This window comes from Pseudomonas sp. MYb185, assembly GCF_002979975.1.
Classification (GTDB): domain Bacteria; phylum Pseudomonadota; class Gammaproteobacteria; order Pseudomonadales; family Pseudomonadaceae; genus Halopseudomonas.
Genome location: NZ_PCQD01000003.1, coordinates 19085 through 38481, shown reverse-complemented (window position 1 = coordinate 38481; position 19397 = coordinate 19085). Strand labels below are relative to the sequence as shown.

Below are 19397 nucleotides of genomic sequence, written 5' to 3'. Positions count from 1 at the left end.
CCTGGCTGAGCACCGGTCTGGTCAATATCTGTGCATGCTCGGCTAGGAACAGGTTGGGCGCCATAGACGAACTCATCACTGGCGTAGCGTTGATCCCACATATGCCTACTCCGATGGGCGGTGATGGCCGGCGCGACGCAGCGCCTGCGCCCAGCCGGCAATGCTGTACAGCATCAGGGTAGTACCGACCAGTCCCAGACCGAAGATCAGCCCGATCAGCAGCCAGTCCGCCGGACCACCGGCGTCGGTGAAGCCGGAGGAGGACACCCTGGCCATCAGCACCAGTGCCAGCCCGCCGCCGAGCAGTCCGACCGTCTGGCTGTAGAACATGCGGCTGGCTACCAGGCGGCGTTCACGCAGCAGTAGGGCGATAAATGCCAGCGGCGGGATGATGCCGAGGATGATCAGCAGCCACAGCAGCGGTGCACCAAGCATTTCCTGAAATACTGCCAGCAGCACGATAGGGTCGAGTTCACTCATGGTTCGGTCTCCTCCGGCTGCTCAGGCGCGACCGCGCAGCATGCTGATATAAGTGGGTTTGAGTCCCATGGTCTTCATTACCCAGCTGACCCACAGCTCCTCCGGCGGTGCTACAAGGCCGGGGAACGAGGGCATCAGATTGTTCTCGTAGTCGAACTCGATCAGCATCGCCTGGCCCAGCCGGGTGATCAGCGGGCAGGAGGTATATCCGGTATACAGCGCATCAGTGGGCTTGTCGCTGATGTCCGCCAGCAGGTGTTCGATGGCCACCGGCACCTGCCATTTGACGCTGGCGGCGGTCTTGCCTTTGGGAACCCCGGCGATATCGCCGATGCCGAATACGTTGGGGTAGCGTACATGGCGCAGGGTGCCGCGATCGACCTCCATCCAGCCCTCATTGGCCCAGGCGCCGGTCTGCCAGGGTAGCGGGCTGTTGCGCACCACGTCCGGGGCCTTCATCGGCGGGATGACGTTGATGAAGTCATATTCCAGCTGCACCTTACCCTGCGGGCTGCTGAAGGTGGCAATGCGCCGGTCCAGATCAATGGCCTGCAGGGTGCGGTCGTAATTCATCTGAATGTTGCGCTCGCGGTACAGCATGCGCACCTTTTCCGAGACGATAGGCACGCTGAACAGCGCTTGGTTGTTGGAGTTGTAGATCACCTGCGAATGGGCGCGGGTGCCGCGCCGGGTCAGGTAGTCCTCGACGATGAAGGTGTATTTCAGCGGCGCGCCGGCACACTTCATCTCGGTATCCGGGCGCTGGAGCACCGCCACCCCGCCACGGTCGGCAAACCGCGACATTTCCAGCCAGGTGGCATGCGCACCCTGTGGGCTGTGATAGATACTGCCCATGCCGTTGCTGCCGATGCGGCGGACATCCATGCCATCAATCGCGGCGTAATCCAGTTGCATGCCACAGGCGACAAACAGGAAGTCATAGTCCAGACGCAGCGCCGACTCGGTGGTGACCCGGTTGCTTTCCGGGTCAATCTCGGCGACCGGCTCGACCACCAGCCTGACTCCCTCGGGCACGTAGTCGGCAGTGCGTGACACCGGGTAGTCAACTGGCTTGATACCGGCAGCCACCAGTGTGAAACCAGGTTGGTAGAAGTGTTCCCGACGCGCGTCGACCAGCGTGATGTCGGCGCCTTCGAGGCTTGCGGTCAGCCGCGAGGCCAGCGCCAGCCCGGCGGCACCGGCACCGACGATGACAATACGTGCCGAGCTCCTGAACTTCTGAGGTGCCGCATTGGCGGTGGACAGCGGCAACAGCAGGGCGCCAGTACCGAGCGTGCCTAGCTGTAGAAAGCGGCGCCGAGTCAAAGAGTTGTTGTCGTTGTAGCTCATGGCTGTGCTTCTCCCTGCATCCGAGTCAGGCATGCTTATCTTAAATATTAGCAATATCTAATTTAGAATCAACTGAAATATGGCGCCCGCTTAGGTTGTGCGCTTGCTTTGTTTATTAGATTTATCTAAATTAGTTATGCCTTAAGTTTGTGGTGATGCAATCGCTGTGTGGCTGGGAGGTGGTATGCGTAGAGTGGCAGGTGTTGTGCTGGGTTGCTTGTTGGCGGCCCAGATTCAGGCAGTTGAAATCGGCGTTCAGGCGGCGGACGTGCAGGCCCGGCTGGCAGCGGGAGAGGGTGATTTTCTATTTGTCGATGTGCGTGATCCCGTGGAGATCATGTTCACCGGCTTCACCGACAGCGTGCATGTGAACATTCCCTATCTGATTGTGGATCGCAACTCATGGAACGGGGAGCGGGACATCTTCCAACTGGAGCGCAATCCGCGCTTCGTCGTCGAGATTGCTGCCGAACTGGAGCGTCGTGGCCTGCCAGCGGACGCGCAGATCATCACCCTGTGCCGCTCCGGTAGCGAGCGCGGTGAACCCAGTGCCCGGTATCTGCGTGACAACGGCTTTGCCAATGCCCGCTATGTGATTCATGGCTTCCAGGGCGACAGCATCAAGGATGGCGAGCGGGCAGGCTTTCGTCTGCTGAACGGCTGGCAGAACTCGGGGCTGCCCTGGAGCCCGAAGATGAACCCGGACAAGATCTACAGACCCTGAAATCCGGAAATGGGAGGTAAAGATGAAAAAAGTAATTGGAGCGCTGGTGTTACTGGGCGCAAGCTCTGGACTGCTGGCCGAAGCAAGGCCGGTGACCGTCATCCTGAGTGATGTCAGTGGCATGACTCAGGGCATGGCGATGGTGCTGGCGAACCAGATGCAGGAGCAGGGCGCGCAGGTGGATATTCTGTTGTGCGACAAGGCAGGCGACCTGGCGCTGAAAGAGGCAGGAGGCGAGCCGCTGAAGCCGAACGATGTCACGCCGGCCCAGTTGCTTTCCGCGGCGCTGAGCAAGGGTGCTACAGCTGCGGTCTGCGCCTTGTACCTGCCCAACAGTGGTCATGCCAGGGAGGCATTGAAAGACGGTGTTGGCGTGGCGACGCCCGATGCGATGGCACGCAGCCTGCTGGAAGATAACCGCAAGGTGTTCGGTTTCTGAGCCCGGCTTGGTGTCTGGCTCGTTACAATCTGCTGAGGGACGGAATCATGCAAGTGAACATTGGAAGTCTTGACCGCTTACTGCGCATCGTAGCCGGTTTGGCGTTGATCGGGCTGAGCCTGTTCGGGGTAATCGGCTGGTGGGGTTGGCTGGGGCTGATTCTGGTGGTGACCGGTTTTATCCGTTTCTGTCCGGGCTATTGGTTGTTGAAGATCAACACCGGCAAGCGTCGATAGGGGGCTGACATGAGCTTGAAAACCATCAAGGTACAGGGGCGGTTGGGCGAGGGGTTCGCCGTCGAGGTCGAGTGCGGGGCTCATCATGTGGTCATGGACCAGCCCAGGTCGGCATTCGGCAATGATGCCGGGCCGACCCCGCTGGAAATGATTCTGGCGGCACTGGCGGGATGTTTCGGCACCATCGGTCGCTTTCTCGCGCACCAGCGCAGGATCGAGTTGCGGAGCATGCGCTTCGCTATTGAGGCCGACTATGACCCCAACGGGCTGCTAGGGCGTGACGCCAATACCCGGCCGGGCTTTCAGGCGTTACGCCTGCAGGTGGAGATCGATGCGGACTTGACCAGGGCGCAAAAGGAGGAGTTCCTGCAGGAAGTGGAGCGGCGCTGCCCGCTGGCGGACAATCTGCTGCACGGCACCCGTTTGCAGAGTGAGTTGGCTGGCAGTTGAGGCAGGTGCGGGCGGGCATTGCCCGCCGTCGCACAGCAAACCAGGGATATGTGAACGGGGTGTAGCGCGCCGGCGCTACGCCGACGGACTTGTAGCCGCCGCGAACCGTCGGCGAGCAGGCGCTCGCCAACCCGTGGTGCTGAGCTGCGTCCTCGCGGCGAATACCCCTCAGCTACGACTGGCGTCCTCCGGAGCAGTGGCTTCGTAGCGCAGGATGGCATCGCGGAAGGCCGCGCCTATGGGTTGGGGGCGGCGGGTTGCCATGTCCGCGTGGACGTAGACAATCTCTCCCCTGACCAGCAACTCCTGACCTCGGTAGATGCCGAGCAGAAACTGCAGGCTGCTGTTGCCCAGTCTGGCAATCCGTACATGGATGTCCAGCAGATCATCGAACATGGCCGGGGCCTGGTAATCCAGCACGGTACGCACGGCGAAGAAGTCGCTGCCGAGAATATCGGGGTTGTCACTGGCCTGGCGCAGGGCGCGGAAGTATTCGGTGATGCCCACGTCCGCATAGTTCAGGTAATGCCCGTTGAACACGATGCTCTGGGGGTCAACCTCGGCCCAGCGCACGCGTAGCGGGCAACTGAAGCGGAAGTCACTCTGTTGCATGGCATTCATTCCTGTTGCTGATTGGTGATCAGGGTGCCAACGCCGGTGTCGGTGAAGATTTCCAGCAGCACTGCATTGGGTACCCGGCCATCGACGATGATGGCGCTGCCCACGCCGCCCTGGACCGCATCCAGCGCGCAGCGGATCTTCGGCAGCATGCCGCCATAGATGGTGCCGTCGGCGATCAGCTCGTCGACCTGGGCGGTGGTCAGGCCGGTCAGCACCTTGCCCTGCTTGTCCATCAGCCCGGCGATGTTGGTCAGCAGCATGAGCTTCTCCGCACCCAGCGCCTCGGCGACCTTGCCGGCGACCAGGTCGGCGTTGATGTTGTAGGACACTCCGTCATCGCCGACCCCGATCGGGGCGATCACCGGGATATAGTCATCGGAAATCAACCGGTTGATCAGGTTCACATTGACCTCGGTCACCTCGCCGACATGGCCGATGTCGATGATCTCGGGCTTGTCCATGCCTGGCGTGCGGCGACTGACCTTGAGCTTGCGCGCGCGGATCAGGTTGGCATCCTTGCCGGTCAGGCCCAGGGCCTGGCCACCGTGCTGGTTGATCAGGTTGACGATGTTCTTGTTGACCTGGCCGCCGAGCACCATCTCCACCACATCCATGGTGGCGCTGTCGGTGACGCGCATGCCCTCGATGAACTCGCTGGCGATGTTCAGGCGCTTGAGCAGATCACCGATCTGCGGCCCGCCGCCATGCACCACCACCGGATTGATGCCGACGGTCTTCATCAGCACGATGTCCTTGGCGAAGCTGGCTTGCAGCTCTTCGCTCTCCATGGCGTTGCCGCCGTACTTGATGACGATGGTCTTGCCGGTAAAGCGCTGGATGTACGGCAGCGCCTCGGTCAGGATGCGGGATACCTGGGTAGCGGCGTCACGACTCAACATGATGGTTCTTCTCTCCTGGTCAGAATCTCTGTGCCGCCGGCAGGCCGGTCATCACAGGTTGTTCAGTTCAAGGTCAGGGGCCACGGCGGCCAGCTGACTGCGAAACAATTGACGGATGCGCTCCAGCCCGGCGGCACTGTCGGCCTCGAAGCGCAGCACCAGCACCGGTGTGGTGTTGGAGGCGCGTACCAGGCCCCAGCCATCGGGATAGTCGACGCGGATGCCGTCGATACTGGTAATACGTGCCTGCTCGCCCCAGTCCGCGTTGTGCTGCAGTGCCTCGATCAGGGCGAACTTGCGTTGTTCGCCTACCGTCAGGTTGATCTCCGGCGTATTCAGGCCGGTCGGATAGCGACCGAACAGGGTGTTGATGCCATCGCGATCCACGGCCAGCATGGAGATCAGCTCCAGCAGCCGGGCGGCGGCGTACAGGCCATCGTCGAAGCCGTACCAGCGTTCCTGGAAGAACACATGGCCGCTCATTTCGCCACCGAGCAGCGCCTGGGTCTCGCGCATCTTGGCCTTGATCATCGAATGGCCGGACTTCCACATCACCGGGCGCCCACCCAGACGGCTGATCAGTTGCGGTAGCTGGCGGGTGCACTTGACGTCGAATACGATGTCGGCACCCGGGTTGCGAGTCACTATATCCTCGGCGAACAGCATCAACAGGCGGTCGGGGCAGATAACCTCCCCGGTGGGCGTGACCACGCCGAGGCGGTCGGCATCGCCATCGAAGGCGATACCCAGGTCGGCGTTGTGCTGTTTGACGATCAGGATCAGGTCCTGCAGGTTCTCGAGCTTGCCCGGGTCAGGATGGTGGTTGGGGAAGCTGCCGTCGACCTCGCAGTACAGCGGGATGACATCGCAGCCGAGCTGGTCGATCAGGGTCTGGGCAATCACCCCACCCACACCGTTACCGCAGTCCACCACCACCTTCAGCGGGCGCGCCAGCAGCACGTCATCAACGATGCGCTGGCAGTAGCTGTCGAGAATATCCAGTGTGGTGCAGCTGCCGTTGCCCTGGTGCAGGGTATTTTCCCGCAGGCGCTGGTGCAGTGCGGTGATGCGTGCGCCGGAGAGCGTCTGGCCGGCGATGACGATCTTCAGGCCATTGTAATCCGGCGGGTTGTGGCTGCCGGTGAGCATTACCCCGGAGGTCGCATCGGTGGTATGGGTGGCGTAGTACAGCACCGGGGTAGGCACCATGCCCAGGTCCACCACCAGGCAACCGCTGTCGCACAGTCCGCGAACGAGTTGGCTCATCAGCTCCGGGCCGGACAGGCGCCCGTCGCGGGCCACCGCCACCTGGGGCTGGCCGGCATCCAGCGACTCGCTGCCGATGGCGCGGCCCAGCCAGTAGACGTAGTCAGCGGTCAGGGTGCGGCCCACCACACCGCGTATGTCGTAGGCGCGGAAGATTTCCGCTGGCAGATCGGGGATACCGGTCTCCGGCTCCTCGGCCAGCTCGTCGAGGATGTCGATATCCAGTACGTCTTCCAGCGGCGGCAGCTCCTGCACGGGGGCAACCGGTGTCGCAACCGGTGTGGCTGCCGGGGCACTGGGCTGCCGCGGCGGGTTCTGGCTGGCGCGGTTGGCCAACTGCATGATGCTCTGCGCCACGGGCTCCAGCGGGCCCAGTTGCAGACCGGCCGCCTTGTGCCCCCGGGTCAGTTGCTGCAAGGTTTCGGTATCGGCGGTCAGCGCCTTGCTCCAGCTGCGTTGCAGGAGCAGCAGGCTGGCCAGTGCACCGGCCATGGCCAGCAATATGGCTGCTGCCAGCAGCAGGGGGTTGGGTGCACCTGCACCCATAGCCGCACCACCACGGAACTCGATGCTCCAGGCCGGGTTATCGGTGCTCAGCTGTAGCGCCTGGGCCTGCCCGCTGCCTGTCTGGTACAGGGTTTGCGCCGGTGCGCCGGGGAAGCGCTGGATCAATGAGACCTGGCCGGCATCGACCGGCAGTTGTGGCAGTACCGCAGTCAGCCGCTGCAGGTCGAACACCGCCAGCAGGGTGCCGCCGATCGGCGCCGTAGGCGAGGCGCGCAGGGGCTGGACCGCGTACAGCCGCCAGTTGTCGCCGACTCGATGGGCCTCCGCCGGCACCGGCAGGCCACGCTCGGCGCGGCGGATCATGTCCAGCGCGGCAAAGCTCAGTGGTGCCTGCTCATCATCGGTTATCCGTGCGGTGCCTGGCAGGTGGGTGTAGATCGCCAGGTTGTCGGCGAACTGGTAATGCAGCAGACGGTCCAGGGTTGCACTGCCGCCCTGCTGCAGGGTGACCTGCAGTTGCGGGTTGGCAGCGACCCGGGCCAGATCGGCATCGATGCGTGCCAGGCTGCGGTTGAGGGCGCTCTGCTGCTGGCTGGCATAGGCACTGCCCAGTTCCTGACGGTAGTTCTCCGCGGCCGGCGCGAACAGCAGCAGCCACAACAGCGCCAGCGCGGCGGCCAGGCCGGCGAGCATCAGCAGCAGCGGGACCAGGGTTCCGGGCAGGCCGTTGGGTGGGCGATTCAGGTTGGGTTTCTTCAGTTTCATGTCTGGTTCTTGCCTCCGTGCAATCCAGTCTTCAATCAGTGGCTGCCGGTATGTCCGAATCCGCCTGCGCCACGCTGACTGTCATCGAATTCGCTGACAATCTGCAGGGACGCCTGCACCACCGGCACCAGAACCATCTGCGCGATGCGTTCGCCCGGTTCGATGGTGAAGGACTGCTGGCCGCGGTTCCAGCAGGACACCATCAGCTCCCCCTGGTAGTCCGAGTCGATCAGGCCGACCAGGTTGCCCAGCACGATGCCGTGCTTGTGGCCCAGCCCGGAGCGCGGCAGGATCATGGCCGCCAGGCCCGGGTCGGCGATATGGATCGCCAGCCCGGTGGGCAGCAGGGTGGTCTGGCCCGGTTCCAGGGTCAGTGGTGCGTTGAGCAGGGCGCGCAGATCCAGCCCGGCGGAGCCTTCGGTGGCGTAGGCGGGCAGCGGCCATTGCTGGCCGAGGCGGGGGTCAAGGATCCGGGCTTGCAGAGCGTGCATGGTATTTCCTCAGGCTGGGGAGTTCAGACGGTTGGCGATGAAGGCGATGATCTGCCGGGCCAGCTTGTGCTTGCTGGCGCGCGGCAGCGGCTGCGGGGTCAGGCTGCGATCGATCAGGGTCACGGCGTTGTCATCGGAGTTGAAGCCGATCCCCGGCTGGCTGACGTCATTGGCGATGATCAGGTCCAGGTTCTTGCGGGTGAGCTTGTCACTGGCGTAACCGAGCACATCATCGGTCTCGGCGGCGAAGCCGACGCACCAGGGGCGCTGCGCATGCGTGGCCAGGGTGGCGAGGATGTCCGGGTTGCGCACCAGTTGCAGGGTCATGCCGGCGTCGCTGGCCGTGTCCTTCTTCAGTTTGCCGGATGCGCAGCTGGCCGGCCGGTAGTCGGCCACCGCCGCCGAGGCGATGAACAGGTCCGCCGGCAGGGCCGCCTCGCAGGCGGCCAGCATGTCGGCGGCACTGACCACATCGATGCGGTCGACCCTGGCCGGGGTGGGCAGGTTGACCGGACCGGCCACCAGGGTGACCCGGGCGCCAGCTTCGGCCGCGGCTTCGGCCAGGGCAAAACCCATCTTGCCGGAGCTGTGATTGGAGATGTAGCGCACTGGGTCGATCGCCTCGCGGGTCGGTCCGGCGTTGATCAGTACATGGCGGCCGCTGAGCAGACCGCGCTCGAAGCACTCGGCGCAGCGTGCGGCGATGTCGGTGGGTTCGAGCATGCGCCCGGGGCCGATATCACCGCAGGCCTGCTCGCCGGCGGCGGGCCCGAAGACCCTGATCTCGCGCTGCAGCAGGGTTTGCAGGTTGGCCTGGGTCGCCGAGTCCCGCCACATGGCCTGGTTCATCGCCGGGGCCAGGGCGACCGGCGCATCGGTGGCCAGCACCAGGGTGGTCAGCAGGTCGTCGCCGCGGCCATTGGCCAGGCGTGCCATCAGGTCGGCGGTGGCCGGGGCGATCAGCACCAGGTCGGCCCAGCGCGCCAGTTCGATATGGCCCATGGCGGCCTCAGCGGCGGGGTCCAGCAGGTCACCATGCACCGGATTGCCGGATAGCGCCTGCAGCGTCAGTGGGGTAATGAATTCATGCGCTGCGCGGGTCATCACCACCCGCACATCGGCCCCGGCATCCTTCAGCCGGCGTACCAGCTCAGCGCTTTTATAGGCGGCGATGCCGCCGCTGATTCCGAGAACTACCTGCTTGTTGAGCAACCGCTGCATCATCGACTCCGGCCCACGGCAGCGCTGCCCATCAGCGCGCCTGGCAAATGGCGTTAACGATAGCATATGCCGACCCCGTCACGCCCCTCCCATGCGCCACTCGCCCGCTGAGGTGGGTGAGCCTATACTCCGCGCTTTGCCGCACGAAAGGGAAGTACGTGCCCACTTGACCGCAAGGAGCACCTGCCATGCCCATCACCGACTGGCCGGCGGCTGAACGGCCCCGTGAAAAACTGCTGTTGCAAGGCGCAGCCGCGTTGTCCGATGCAGAGCTGCTGGCGATCTTCCTGCGCACCGGGCTGCCGGGGCGCAGTGCGGTGGATCTGGCCCGCGAGCTGTTGCAGGGCTTCGGCAGTCTGCGTGCGCTGCTGCAGGCGGACCAGCAGGATTTCTGCCGCCACCCGGGGCTGGGGCCGGCCAAGTTCGCGCAATTGCAGGCGGTGATGGAAATGGCCCGGCGGCATCTGTTCGAGGAGCTCAAGCGCGGCGATGCGCTGACCTCGCCGGGGGCGGTACGCGATTACCTGCGCAGCCGGCTGATGGCATTACCGCATGAGGTCTTCGCCTGCCTGTATCTGGACAACCAGCATCGGGTCATCGCCTTCGAGGAACTGTTTCGCGGCACGCTGGACAGTGCCAGCGTATATCCGCGGGAGGTCATCAAGCGCGCACTGGCGCACAATGCCGCCGCGCTGATCCTGACCCACAACCATCCGTCGGGTATCGCCGAGCCCAGTCAGGCCGATCTGCAATTGACCCGGCGCCTGAAGGAATCGCTGGCGCTGGTGGACATACGGGTTCTGGACCACCTGGTGGTGGGTGACGGTGATCCGGTTTCCTTTGCCGAGCGCGGGCTTTTATAGGGTTTGTACATGGAAAATCGTTGCCTGGGGGCGCGCATTTTGGTATAAAGCTCCGCTCTTCTCGGGGCTGCACCTGTAATCTGCGCATTACAGTGGAGCGTTAATGGTTGCCCCGGCTGGAAAACAGATTCTTTTTATGACTTCCAACCAGTTCGGGTTGGGCAAGTGGTTGGAGAGGGTTAACCATGTCTCGAGTATGTCAAGTGACCGGCAAAGGCCCGGTGACTGGGAACAATGTTTCCCACGCTAACAACAAAACCAAGCGTCGTTTTCTGCCTAACCTGCAGCACCACCGCTTCTGGGTAGAATCCGAAAAGCGTTTTGTCCGTCTGCGCACTACCGCCAAGGGCATGCGCATCATCGACAAGCGTGGAATTGATGCCGTTCTGGCCGAGATTCGCGCCCGCGGCGAAAAAATCTAAGGAGCAGTGTCATGCGTGAATTGATTCGTCTGATCTCCTCTGCCGGTACTGGTCATTTCTACACTACCGACAAGAACAAGCGTACTACTCCGGACAAGATCGAAATCAAGAAATTCGATCCGGTTGTTCGCAAGCACGTGATCTACAAGGAAGGCAAGATCAAGTAAGATCTGCCTGACTGACAAAAAAACCCGCTACGGCGGGTTTTTTTGTGGAAGATGGACCTCGGGTCGAGTGGCCCATCCACGCGCATAGTGTTCATGCCTCCTGTCGCACCAAGGCTGGTGAACGCCGCAAGGATGGTCGGCGGCTGTCTTGTTGGGACAAACCTGCTTGGCTAGTGGCGACGGCGCGATCCTTGACTTGCTGGCGGGCTCTCATTGAAGTTGCCTGGCATAGACTACCAGCCGCAAATGCCGGTCTTCGTCGATGGTCAGCGAGGTGTGCTCGAAGGCTTCGGTCCGGCCGTCGATGGTCAGCTGACGTACACCGCTACAGGGAGCATGCACTTCATGTTGGTGCCACCATGTCTTGAACTCCGGAGAAACCCGCTCCAGTTCATCCACCAGTTCGTGAATATCCGCTTCCTGTGTTGCACGAGTGAAATCACGGCGAAAGCCTGACAGCATTTGCGGCGCTTGTTCCTCCCAACAGTCAAAGCGTTTGTGCAGTAGCGGATCGGTAAACAGCAGCCAAAGCATGTTGCGCCGCTCAGGCGGGTGTGCGTCGAAACCGAAAAGCTCATCGGCGCGTGCATTGAAGCCCAGCACGTCCCAGCGCAGGTTGAGCACGTAGGCCGGGTGCGGCAGGTCATGCATCAGGCGTCGCACCAGCGGTGGCAATACGCACCAGGTCTTGCCCGGTTCGACTGGTGGTCGTTCATGAGCCAGCAGGAACAGGTGCCGGCGCTCGGCGGCATCGAGTTTGAACACCCGCGCAAGGTTGTCCAGAAACGTCGCCGATACTCCAATGTCGCGTCCCTGTTCCAGCCAGGTGTACCAGGTCAGACCTACCCCCGCGAGTGCAGCAACTTCCTCGCGTCGTAGCCCGGGTGTCCGCCGCCGTGTACCGCTGGGTAAGCCCACGTCGGTGGGTGATAGGCGTTCGCGGCGCGCCCGCAGGAAGGCGGCCAGGTCATGACGGGTTCTTTCCAGGGTTCGCATAGATTTATCGGATTACTTTCAGTAATAGCATAAATGGTTAAATTGTAATTGTTTAAAAAGGGTTTGAGAATGATCGCCTCTTTACTCTGGATGCGCAATATGAACTCAAATACCTGTTCTCCGGCGTTGCCAGCGCACGCCGTCAGTGGCCCACCCTGGCTCGGCTTGTCCGTGCTTTTGTTGGCGGGCTTTGTCACGATCTTCGATCTGTTCGTGGTCAATGTGGCCATCCCTAGCATGCAAGCCGACCTGGGGGCCAGCTTTGCGCAGATCGGCTTCATTGTGGCCGGCTACGAGCTGGCCTTCGGGGTACTGTTGATCACCGGAGGCCGGTTGGGTGATCTATTCGGACGCCGTCGTCTGTTCGTCATCGGTATCGCCGGATTCACGCTGGCCTCGGCGTTATGTGGACTTGCACCTACTGCCGGCTTCTTGATCGGCGCGAGGGTATTGCAAGGGCTGGCAGCCGCCTTGCTGTTCCCCCAGGTTTATGCCTCCATTCGAGTCAACTTTGATGGCAACGATAGCCGACGTGCTTTCGGATTGCTGGGCATGACGCTGGGCTTGGCCGCTATCGCCGGCCAAGTGCTGGGTGGATGGTTAGTGCATGCAGATCTGTTCGGGCTGGGATGGCGCAACATCTTTCTGATCAATGTGCCGATCGGTTTGTTTGCCATTGCGGCAGCACGCTACATTCCCGAATCCAGGGCACCGCAGCATTCGGCCTTGGACTGGCCAGGCGTTCTGCTGGTGAGTGCTGGGCTGACCTTGCTTCTGGTGCTCTTGATTGAAGGGCCGGGACAGGACTGGCCCGCCTGGAGTCTGTGGGGGCTGGTAGCGTCAGTTCTGTTTCTGGTGACTTTCTATCGCCAGCAGGAGACAAGGCGACAGTCAGGTTTTCTTCCATTGGTGGATATGCGTTTGATGGGGCAGCGCCGATTTTCGGTAGGCGCGCTGTTGGTACTGCTGATCTATTCCACATCCAGCTCCTTCTTTCTATGCTTTGCATTGTTGCTGCAGTCTGGTCTGGGACTTGATCCCTTCGTGGCGGGCAGTATCTTTGCACCTTGCAGCGTGGGTTTCGTAGCAGCCTCACTGGCTGCACCGCGTTTGGTTGCTCGCTGGGGCACTAATGCCATCGTGGCGGGTGCGCTGGTTTATGCCATCTCGGTTGGGCTGCTGATTATACAGGTGCAGATGGCAGGTGCAGAACTGGTGCCAACGCGGCTGATAGCTGTGTTGGTTGTGGTCGGGGTGGGACAGGGCCTCATCATGACACCGCTGCTGAACCTGGTGCTGGGGTTCGTGGAAGAAGCGCAGGCCGGCATGGCCTCGGGCGTAATCTCGACCGTGCAACAAGTTGGTGCCGCACTGGGAGTAGCCGTGGTGGGCATCCTGTTCAGTACGGCATTGGCGGCCAGTGATGGTGTGGTAGGGCAGGTAGGCCAGTACGCTTCGGCCTTTGTTGCAGGGATGCTCTACAACTTGGGCGCAGCGCTGTTGGTTTGCATGTTGTTGATGATGCTGGTCCGAGTACAGCGCACCCCGAATTAATGGGAGGGTATGGTCAATGGCACTTCGTCACCTGCGCTACTTCCTTGCAGGTGACGTATCCCGTTGTTTTCTTTGTGGCTCGCCCCCTTTCCTTGACGGTTACCGCAACGACAGCGCCTTAAATCAGCGCTCCCCACCCACCGCAAAGTTGGGCATGCTGTTCACGGGCTGGGAAAACTCAAAGGGAATGGACACGGTGTTCAGGCCGACATTCTTCTGCACCACGAAGTGCAGGTGTGGCCCGGTGCTGTTGCCTGTATTGCCCGACAATGCCAGCAGCTCACCGTCCCTGACCCGCTGCCCTTCACGGACATTGACCGAACCCTGCTTCAGGTGCAGGTAGACGCCCATGGTGCCGTCATCATGCAGCACCCGCACGAAGTTGCCGGCGGGGTTGGTGCCGCGGCCACTCTGCTGGTTCTCGGTCTTGACCACCAGCCCGCCGCGGGCGGCGACGATCGGAGTGCCGACCGGCATGGCGATATCCACGGCGTAACGACCTTTCGGTCCGGTATGGCTGTAGCGTCCACCCGGACCCTGGGTCATGCGGAAGGGGCCGCCGCGCCAGGGTAGTGGGTAGGCCAGGGGACTGTGCTCGGAACGCGGGTCGCCCAGGGCGTAGCGCAGCCTGTGTTGGTAGCGGGGAGTGCCCTTGCCGTCCGGGACCAGAGTCAGCAGGCGAATCTGGCCGCGGGGTGGCAGTACCCAACGTACCGGTTTTGCGGGTACGCCGAGCACATGTTCGGCAGAGGTGATTTCCAGCTCGACTTCGACCGGGGCATACAGATCGTTCTTCACCACCAGGGTGTCGCCGCCGGCGTGCTCGCGCGTCGTGACATAGACCTGGCGGTCGTTGTTCTCGACCATATTGTCGCTGAACACGAAGACCTTGGCGCCCTGGACGCGCTGGTCGGTGTAGGTGACCACACCGTTGGCATCAGTGTATTTGTAGATCGTCGAGCCCAGCAGGGCCGGGCTGGCCAGCAGCAGGGCAATCCCCATGAGGTAGGTACGCATCCGTTGCAACCATTGAAGTCATGACAGAGCGCCAAGGATAAACCCTGGCGCCCGGTAAAGCGACCCATCTGCTGGCTTTGGGCCCACCGCTCGTCACTGGCCGGGAGTTACCCGCCATATGGTATTGGCCAGGTCATCGGCGACGATCAGCGCACCACTCGGGTCCACGGTCACGCCGACCGGTCGCCCACGGGTCTTGCCATCTTCGCCACGAAAGCCATAGAGGAAGTCAATCGGCTCCCCAGTGGGTCGGCCATTGCTGAACGGCACGAACACCACCTTGTAGCCGACCGGCTCCTTGCGGTTCCAGCTGCCATGCTCACCAACGAACACGCCGTCGGCGAAATCCGCTCCCATCGCCGGGGTGGAGAAATCCAGGCCCAGTGCGGCGACGTGGGAACCCAGGCTGTAGTCGGGTGTGATCGACGTGGCTACCTTGTCAGGGTCCTGCGGTTTGACCCGCGGGTCCACATTCTGCCCCCAATAGGCGTATGGCCATCCGTAGAAGCCACCCTCGCGCACCGAGGTCAGGTAATCGGGCACCAGGTCCGGTCCCAGTTCGTCGCGCTCATTGACCACTGCCCACAATTGACCGGTACCCGGCTGGACGGCCAGCGCCGTAGGGTTGCGCAGCCCGGTGGCATAGGGTTTGTAGGTACCGGTCAACGGATCTATCTGCCACACCAGGGCCCGATCGACCTCCGCTTCCATGCCGCGTTCGGTGATATTGCTGTTGGAGCCGATACCGACATACAGGTAGCGTCCATCGGCGCTGGCGGTCATCGCCTTGGTCCAGTGATGATTGATGGCCGATGGCAGGTCGGTGACCTTGTCTGGTGGGCCATTGGCGCGGGTCTGGCCTTCCTCGTAATCAAAACGTACCAGGGCATCCTGGTTGGCGACATACAGATTGTTGTCGATCAGGGCCAGCCCATAGGGCGCGTTGAGATCCTCTGCGAAAACCGTCTGCTCTTCATAGACGCCATCGCCATCGCTGTCACGCAGCAGTGTCAGGCGATTGCCGCTTTCGACCGTGGTATTGCCCTTGGCCTTGATCTTGCCGGCGATCACGTCCTTGGGCTTGAGCTTGGCTGCGTTGCCGCCCCTGCCTTCGGCCACCAGAATATCGCCATTGGGCAGCACCAGCGTCTGGCGTGGAATCTTCAGGTCGGTGGCGATGGCGGTGACCGTGTAATTCGGTGGCACCTGTGGCAGTTGATCACCCCACTCGGCTGGTTTGGCGATGGTCATGCTCGGCAGCAGGCCGCGTTGCATATCCGGAAGGTCGGGGTTGGCACCGTAGAGTTGCTTCGGCTCGGAGTCACCGCAGGCCGCCAGCACGACGGAGACGGCGATGATCGACAGGAGGTTGGCAGTCTTCATTCTCTACCTCCCACATGCACGCTGCAGAAGCCGACCCAGGTAGCGGCGCAGGCCAGCACCATCACGATTACCGACAGGATCAGGGCGGCGGGCATGATCGCCCAGGCGTCCTTTGCATGTACCAGGGCATTGATGAAGCCGAGTATCCAGGTGGCCACCAGCAGAACAAGATACAGGAGAGGGCGCCCATGCCGGCGTTCGGTGCGGGCCAGACCGGCGATGGCGCACAACACTGCCAGGCCGCAGAAAACCAGCGCTCCGGCAATCAGCCAGGAAGCGAAGTTGCTCCACTGTATCTGGTAGCTGGAGGCGTAGGCGATATCGCTGAGCAGAGCGCCGAGAAACAGCGGAATGGTGCCGGCGAGCAATACCGCATGCAGCGGGTGCAGCGCGCCTGGATAGGTTCTCACTACGGTTGCAGTCACAGGAAAGTCCTCGTTGCTGGTCAGGCGAGAGGCTGTGCCCGAGGCGGCGCGCCAATGGCGCGTTACGCTTTATGGAATGGGAGCACAACGGCGTTATTCCACTGCAGTATAGTGCAGGGCGGTCAACTGGCTAGCGAGGCGGGAGCGGCTGAAAGCAGCCCGCAGCGGCATTCGCAGCGGGCTTGGGTATCAGTGGGAGGAGAGTGCCGGCTGCAGGGTATAGGTACGCAGATGCGCGGCGAAATCCTCCAGCACGCGGATGCGGGTGGCCTCGGCCTGGGTGCACCAGTCCTTCAAGGCATTCGCCATGTCATGGCCATTGCTGCTGGTGCGGTTCCAGATCTGCTGCAGCGCCAGCCGCTTCTCATAGATGATGCGCAGCGACTGGCTCTGTTCCAGAATGCTCTGGATCCTGGCCTCCTGCTGCGGTGCCAGCAGACTGGTTTCCTTGCTCAGCAGACGCTTGGCACGGCGGAACAGATGGCGCACAGAGTCGTCCACCCGCTGCATCTCCAGCCGGACCAGTGGCTGGATGACGGTCTTGCGATACTGCGCCATGATCTGGAAGCGGTTGTTCAGGATCGCCCGGGCGGTATCCAGATCCAGTGTCTGCTTGCCCTCGATACGATGCGGCACAGGCGCGACACGGCGCACCTTCGCCAACCGCAGCAGGCTGAACAGACGAATCCACATCCAGCCGATATCGAACTCCCAGGTCTTCACCGACAGCTTGGCCGAGTTCGGATAGGTATGGTGGTTGTTGTGCAGCTCTTCACCGCCGATCAGAATGCCCCAGGGCACAATATTGGTCGCCGCATCCTTGCACTCGAAGTTGCGGTAGCCCACCGCATGCCCCAGGCCATTCACCACGCCGGCAGCCCACAGCGGAATCCAGATCATCTGTATTGCCCACACGGTCAGCCCCAGCACGCCGAACAGTGCCAGATTGATCAACAGCATGAGCACGATGCCGGTATTGCGATAACGCCCATACAGATTGCGTTCGACCCAGTCATCGGGGCAGTTCTTGCCATAGATGCGCAGCGTTTCCTCGTTCTTCGCCTCCGCCATATACAGCTCCGCGCCCTTGCACAGCACGGTGGCCAGGCCCTTCTGTACCGGACTGTGGGGATCCTCCGGCGTCTCGCACTTGGCGTGATGCTTGCGATGAATGGCGGTCCACTCCCGGGTGTTCATGCTGGTCGTCAGCCACAGCCAGAAACGGAAGAAATGCTTCAGCGCCGGATGCAGCTCCAGCGAGCGATGTGCCGAATAACGATGCAGATACACCGTCACAGCGACGATGGTGATATGCGTCAGCATCAGGATAATGGCCAGCAATTGCCAGCCGGAAGGATCAAGTAGACCGTTGTACCACATGAACCGGAACCTCTATGGAGACAGCGGGAAACATCAGGAGCTTGCCGCCTGAGTATGAATGACTTGCTGCAAACTGACATGACCGCAGGTCGATTGGAAGATGAGGCGGGGGGAGGAATTGCTACGGGATGTTATGCGGGAAATGTACCTGACCTTTACTTCCGGGGAAATGTACCTGGTACGAATGGCACCAACACCGTCATCCTCGGCGCAGGCCGAGGATCCAGGGTTCCGGCTGACTCGGAGTGGCCGGTGAATCCTTCGCCTTCGGGTCAGATTGCCCCGTGTGGCCCGAGCACCTCCCTGCGGGCAATCTGTTGGCCGAAGGCGGCTGCCTTTGTACGCCAGATCAAGGCTGTTTCCGAGCATTGCTCAACGCCAGTACCTTTCTCATACATGCTGCTCAGGTAGTGCATGGCGTCGGCATGGTTCTGGGCAATGGCCAGGTGGAAGTAGTGCAAGGCAAAGTCGTAGAACTCCTGCTCCAGGAATAACAGAGCCAGATCGTTCTGCGCATTGCTGTCGCCCTGGTCAGCCAGGGCCAGCAGGGCATAGTCATCGGTATCCGGGTCGCCATTACCGGGCATCAGTTTGAAAAAAAACTGGTCAGCCACCTCCTCAATCAGGATCATTGTCCTGCCTCCTGCCTCCTGCCTCCTGCCTCCTGCCGACTGAGCTTGCCCTCGCGCAAATGGCGCCAGAGAGTGCGTTTGGACACTTTCATGAGTGCTGCTGCTGTGTCTATGGTAATGGCCGGCTTGGTGTGCATGTGCCCTCTCCAGAACGGTTGATTTGTATTCTAACATTACCCAGCTGTGACACCGGTACCATGTCGTACTTGTGGTGTGACATTTCCGGGTTTGTCACACTCGGAGTGTGACAGCTGGATGTTTTGTCATACCGGAAGTGTGACATTCCCGGATTGGAACAGCTGTCATTGTTGCCAGAACCCAAAAAATGAATGCCCTTGATATAACTAGGCAAGGGTAGTGCCAGAAGACAGATAACCCCTGAAAAGCCTGAGCCGCAAAGGTTACAGCAGCCAATTTTATTGATGAGTCGGCCATGTTTTTCTTTTCAGCGCCAGAACGAATTTTGCGTTGGCATACAAGTTGCTCCAGTCCCTGTAGGTATACCGGTGACGGACCACCTGAAACCGGGCCTGAACTTCAATTATGGAGAAACAAAATGAAGAGCATGCAGAAGGGCTTTACCCTTATTGAACTGATGATCGTCGTGGCGATTATTGGTATTTTGGCTGCGATTGCGTTGCCGGCTTATCAGGATTATACCGTTCGTGCGCGGGTTTCTGAAGCTATGGGGTTTGCTGCTGCGTTGAAAACGGTAGTTGCAGAAAATGCTGTGAACGGAAATAGTGATCTTTCAGTCGGGGCGTCAGGGCCTGGTATTGATAGTGAAGCTGCTACTGATAATGTTACAAGCGTTGCAGTGAACGGGACTAATGGTCAAATTACTCTTACTACAACAGCTAAAGCTGGTGGCGGTACAATTATTTTTGTGCCCACGTCTAGTGGCGGTAGTGCTTTAGCTGCTGGGACTATCCCTACAACAGCGATTTCTTGGGCTTGCACAACCGGTACTTTGGCAACTAAGTATCGTCCAGCAGAGTGCCGCGCTGCAGGTGGTGGTTCTACTGGCGGCTAATATCCTGAATATGGATAAAAAACGCCCTGCACCTGCGGGGCGTTTTCTTTTATAGCACCTGTTCTGGCTCCACTGC

At 61.2% G+C, this 19397-nt stretch carries 22 protein-coding genes; 9 read left to right on the top strand and 13 right to left on the bottom strand.

The features are described from left to right. Positions 1-105: 105 nt before the first annotated feature. A complete protein-coding gene (locus tag CQ007_RS05090; RefSeq protein WP_105643858.1) occupies positions 106-480 on the bottom strand; it encodes a DUF5368 family protein in 375 nt (124 codons plus the stop codon). A 21-nt stretch (positions 481-501) separates the two neighbouring features. Continuing rightward, complete coding sequence (locus CQ007_RS05085; RefSeq protein WP_105643857.1) at positions 502-1830, bottom strand: NAD(P)/FAD-dependent oxidoreductase; 1329 nt, start codon at positions 1828-1830, stop codon at positions 502-504. 184 nt (positions 1831-2014) lie between these two features. Between CQ007_RS05085 and CQ007_RS05080 the strand changes: the two genes are divergently transcribed. From CQ007_RS05080 to CQ007_RS05065, 4 genes are read left to right on the top strand one after another with little or no spacing between them, the layout of a single operon-like run. Beyond that, on the top strand, positions 2015-2554 hold the full coding sequence (locus tag CQ007_RS05080; protein ID WP_105643856.1) for a rhodanese-like domain-containing protein: 540 nt from the start codon (positions 2015-2017) through the stop codon (positions 2552-2554). A 22-nt stretch (positions 2555-2576) separates the two neighbouring features. Continuing rightward, on the top strand, positions 2577-2993 hold the full coding sequence (locus CQ007_RS05075; RefSeq protein ID WP_105643855.1) for a hypothetical protein: 417 nt from the start codon (positions 2577-2579) through the stop codon (positions 2991-2993). 47 nt (positions 2994-3040) lie between these two features. After that, on the top strand, positions 3041-3229 hold the full coding sequence (locus CQ007_RS05070) for a DUF2892 domain-containing protein (RefSeq protein ID WP_105643854.1): 189 nt from the start codon (positions 3041-3043) through the stop codon (positions 3227-3229). Between the two features lie 9 nt (positions 3230-3238). After that, positions 3239-3679 (top strand): OsmC family protein, encoded by a 441-nt coding sequence (locus CQ007_RS05065; protein ID WP_105643853.1) that lies wholly within the window; start codon positions 3239-3241, stop codon positions 3677-3679. Positions 3680-3847: 168 nt separating this feature from the next. Here the strand turns inward: CQ007_RS05065 and CQ007_RS05060 are convergent, their stop codons facing one another. From CQ007_RS05060 to coaBC, 5 genes are read right to left on the bottom strand one after another with little or no spacing between them, the layout of a single operon-like run. Then, on the bottom strand, positions 3848-4291 hold the full coding sequence (locus CQ007_RS05060) for a thioesterase family protein (protein WP_105644473.1): 444 nt from the start codon (positions 4289-4291) through the stop codon (positions 3848-3850). Between the two features lie 5 nt (positions 4292-4296). After that, positions 4297-5202: an acetylglutamate kinase gene (gene argB / locus CQ007_RS05055; RefSeq protein ID WP_105643852.1), complete on the bottom strand. Its 906-nt coding sequence runs from the start codon at positions 5200-5202 to the stop codon at positions 4297-4299. Between the two features lie 48 nt (positions 5203-5250). Beyond that, on the bottom strand, positions 5251-7737 hold the full coding sequence (locus CQ007_RS19290) for a phosphomannomutase/phosphoglucomutase (RefSeq protein ID WP_105643851.1): 2487 nt from the start codon (positions 7735-7737) through the stop codon (positions 5251-5253). A gap of 35 nt (positions 7738-7772) precedes the next feature. Next, a complete protein-coding gene (dut, locus tag CQ007_RS05045; RefSeq protein ID WP_105643850.1) occupies positions 7773-8228 on the bottom strand; it encodes a dUTP diphosphatase in 456 nt (151 codons plus the stop codon). 9 nt (positions 8229-8237) lie between these two features. Next, positions 8238-9449 carry a bifunctional phosphopantothenoylcysteine decarboxylase/phosphopantothenate--cysteine ligase CoaBC gene (coaBC, locus tag CQ007_RS05040; RefSeq protein ID WP_105643849.1) on the bottom strand — a complete coding sequence of 404 codons (1212 nt, stop codon included), beginning with the start codon at positions 9447-9449 and terminating at the stop codon, positions 8238-8240. A gap of 188 nt (positions 9450-9637) precedes the next feature. Between coaBC and radC the strand changes: the two genes are divergently transcribed. From radC to rpmG, 3 genes are all read left to right on the top strand, one after another. Beyond that, the gene (gene radC, locus CQ007_RS05035; protein WP_105643848.1) at positions 9638-10312 is read left to right on the top strand and encodes a DNA repair protein RadC; all 675 of its coding nucleotides are present in this window, start codon (positions 9638-9640) and stop codon (positions 10310-10312) included. 185 nt (positions 10313-10497) lie between these two features. Beyond that, a complete protein-coding gene (rpmB, locus tag CQ007_RS05030; RefSeq protein WP_105643847.1) occupies positions 10498-10734 on the top strand; it encodes a 50S ribosomal protein L28 in 237 nt (78 codons plus the stop codon). Positions 10735-10745: 11 nt separating this feature from the next. Further along, positions 10746-10901: a 50S ribosomal protein L33 gene (gene rpmG, locus CQ007_RS05025; RefSeq protein WP_007894709.1), complete on the top strand. Its 156-nt coding sequence runs from the start codon at positions 10746-10748 to the stop codon at positions 10899-10901. Positions 10902-11111: 210 nt separating this feature from the next. Here the strand turns inward: rpmG and CQ007_RS05020 are convergent, their stop codons facing one another. Continuing rightward, positions 11112-11897 (bottom strand): helix-turn-helix transcriptional regulator, encoded by a 786-nt coding sequence (locus CQ007_RS05020; protein ID WP_105643846.1) that lies wholly within the window; start codon positions 11895-11897, stop codon positions 11112-11114. A gap of 69 nt (positions 11898-11966) precedes the next feature. Between CQ007_RS05020 and CQ007_RS05015 the strand changes: the two genes are divergently transcribed. After that, a complete protein-coding gene (locus CQ007_RS05015) occupies positions 11967-13451 on the top strand; it encodes an MFS transporter (RefSeq protein ID WP_256582204.1) in 1485 nt (494 codons plus the stop codon). A gap of 123 nt (positions 13452-13574) precedes the next feature. Here the strand turns inward: CQ007_RS05015 and CQ007_RS05010 are convergent, their stop codons facing one another. The 5 genes from CQ007_RS05010 to CQ007_RS04990 form a co-directional block, all read right to left on the bottom strand. After that, the gene (locus CQ007_RS05010; RefSeq protein WP_105643844.1) at positions 13575-14468 is read right to left on the bottom strand and encodes a M23 family metallopeptidase; all 894 of its coding nucleotides are present in this window, start codon (positions 14466-14468) and stop codon (positions 13575-13577) included. Between the two features lie 93 nt (positions 14469-14561). Continuing rightward, positions 14562-15851, bottom strand: coding sequence for a sorbosone dehydrogenase family protein (locus CQ007_RS05005; RefSeq protein ID WP_105643843.1), 1290 nt, complete (start codon positions 15849-15851; stop codon positions 14562-14564). Further along, complete coding sequence (locus tag CQ007_RS05000; RefSeq protein WP_105643842.1) at positions 15848-16276, bottom strand: DUF2231 domain-containing protein; 429 nt, start codon at positions 16274-16276, stop codon at positions 15848-15850. The genes CQ007_RS05005 and CQ007_RS05000 overlap by 4 nt, the downstream gene beginning before the upstream one ends. A gap of 189 nt (positions 16277-16465) precedes the next feature. Then, positions 16466-17656 (bottom strand): delta-9 fatty acid desaturase DesA, encoded by a 1191-nt coding sequence (gene desA / locus CQ007_RS04995; RefSeq protein ID WP_105643841.1) that lies wholly within the window; start codon positions 17654-17656, stop codon positions 16466-16468. A gap of 272 nt (positions 17657-17928) precedes the next feature. Next, positions 17929-18288 (bottom strand): tetratricopeptide repeat protein, encoded by a 360-nt coding sequence (locus CQ007_RS04990; protein WP_105643840.1) that lies wholly within the window; start codon positions 18286-18288, stop codon positions 17929-17931. Between the two features lie 556 nt (positions 18289-18844). Between CQ007_RS04990 and CQ007_RS04985 the strand changes: the two genes are divergently transcribed. Beyond that, on the top strand, positions 18845-19321 hold the full coding sequence (locus tag CQ007_RS04985) for a pilin (RefSeq protein ID WP_105643839.1): 477 nt from the start codon (positions 18845-18847) through the stop codon (positions 19319-19321). Positions 19322-19397 lie beyond the last annotated feature (76 nt).

What these genes read in the sequence shown, in the direction of transcription:
- CQ007_RS05080 (WP_105643856.1), top strand. Translation starts at nt 2,015, where the DNA reads ATGCGTAGAGTGGCAGGTGTTGTGCTGGGTTGCTTGTTGGCGGCCCAG.
- radC (WP_105643848.1), top strand. Translation starts at nt 9,638, where the DNA reads ATGCCCATCACCGACTGGCCGGCGGCTGAACGGCCCCGTGAAAAACTG.
- CQ007_RS05020 (WP_105643846.1), bottom strand. Translation starts at nt 11,897, where the DNA reads ATGCGAACCCTGGAAAGAACCCGTCATGACCTGGCCGCCTTCCTGCGG.
- dut (WP_105643850.1), bottom strand. Translation starts at nt 8,228, where the DNA reads ATGCACGCTCTGCAAGCCCGGATCCTTGACCCCCGCCTCGGCCAGCAA.
- CQ007_RS05005 (WP_105643843.1), bottom strand. Translation starts at nt 15,851, where the DNA reads ATGAAGACTGCCAACCTCCTGTCGATCATCGCCGTCTCCGTCGTGCTG.
- CQ007_RS05065 (WP_105643853.1), top strand. Translation starts at nt 3,239, where the DNA reads ATGAGCTTGAAAACCATCAAGGTACAGGGGCGGTTGGGCGAGGGGTTC.
- CQ007_RS04990 (WP_105643840.1), bottom strand. Translation starts at nt 18,288, where the DNA reads ATGATCCTGATTGAGGAGGTGGCTGACCAGTTTTTTTTCAAACTGATG.
- CQ007_RS05090 (WP_105643858.1), bottom strand. Translation starts at nt 480, where the DNA reads ATGAGTGAACTCGACCCTATCGTGCTGCTGGCAGTATTTCAGGAAATG.
- coaBC (WP_105643849.1), bottom strand. Translation starts at nt 9,449, where the DNA reads ATGCAGCGGTTGCTCAACAAGCAGGTAGTTCTCGGAATCAGCGGCGGC.
- CQ007_RS04985 (WP_105643839.1), top strand. Translation starts at nt 18,845, where the DNA reads ATGAAGAGCATGCAGAAGGGCTTTACCCTTATTGAACTGATGATCGTC.
- desA (WP_105643841.1), bottom strand. Translation starts at nt 17,656, where the DNA reads ATGTGGTACAACGGTCTACTTGATCCTTCCGGCTGGCAATTGCTGGCC.
- CQ007_RS05075 (WP_105643855.1), top strand. Translation starts at nt 2,577, where the DNA reads ATGAAAAAAGTAATTGGAGCGCTGGTGTTACTGGGCGCAAGCTCTGGA.
- CQ007_RS05010 (WP_105643844.1), bottom strand. Translation starts at nt 14,468, where the DNA reads ATGCGTACCTACCTCATGGGGATTGCCCTGCTGCTGGCCAGCCCGGCC.
- CQ007_RS05015 (WP_256582204.1), top strand. Translation starts at nt 11,967, where the DNA reads ATGATCGCCTCTTTACTCTGGATGCGCAATATGAACTCAAATACCTGT.
- CQ007_RS05070 (WP_105643854.1), top strand. Translation starts at nt 3,041, where the DNA reads ATGCAAGTGAACATTGGAAGTCTTGACCGCTTACTGCGCATCGTAGCC.
- rpmB (WP_105643847.1), top strand. Translation starts at nt 10,498, where the DNA reads ATGTCTCGAGTATGTCAAGTGACCGGCAAAGGCCCGGTGACTGGGAAC.
- CQ007_RS19290 (WP_105643851.1), bottom strand. Translation starts at nt 7,737, where the DNA reads ATGAAACTGAAGAAACCCAACCTGAATCGCCCACCCAACGGCCTGCCC.
- rpmG (WP_007894709.1), top strand. Translation starts at nt 10,746, where the DNA reads ATGCGTGAATTGATTCGTCTGATCTCCTCTGCCGGTACTGGTCATTTC.
- CQ007_RS05060 (WP_105644473.1), bottom strand. Translation starts at nt 4,291, where the DNA reads ATGCAACAGAGTGACTTCCGCTTCAGTTGCCCGCTACGCGTGCGCTGG.
- CQ007_RS05085 (WP_105643857.1), bottom strand. Translation starts at nt 1,830, where the DNA reads ATGAGCTACAACGACAACAACTCTTTGACTCGGCGCCGCTTTCTACAG.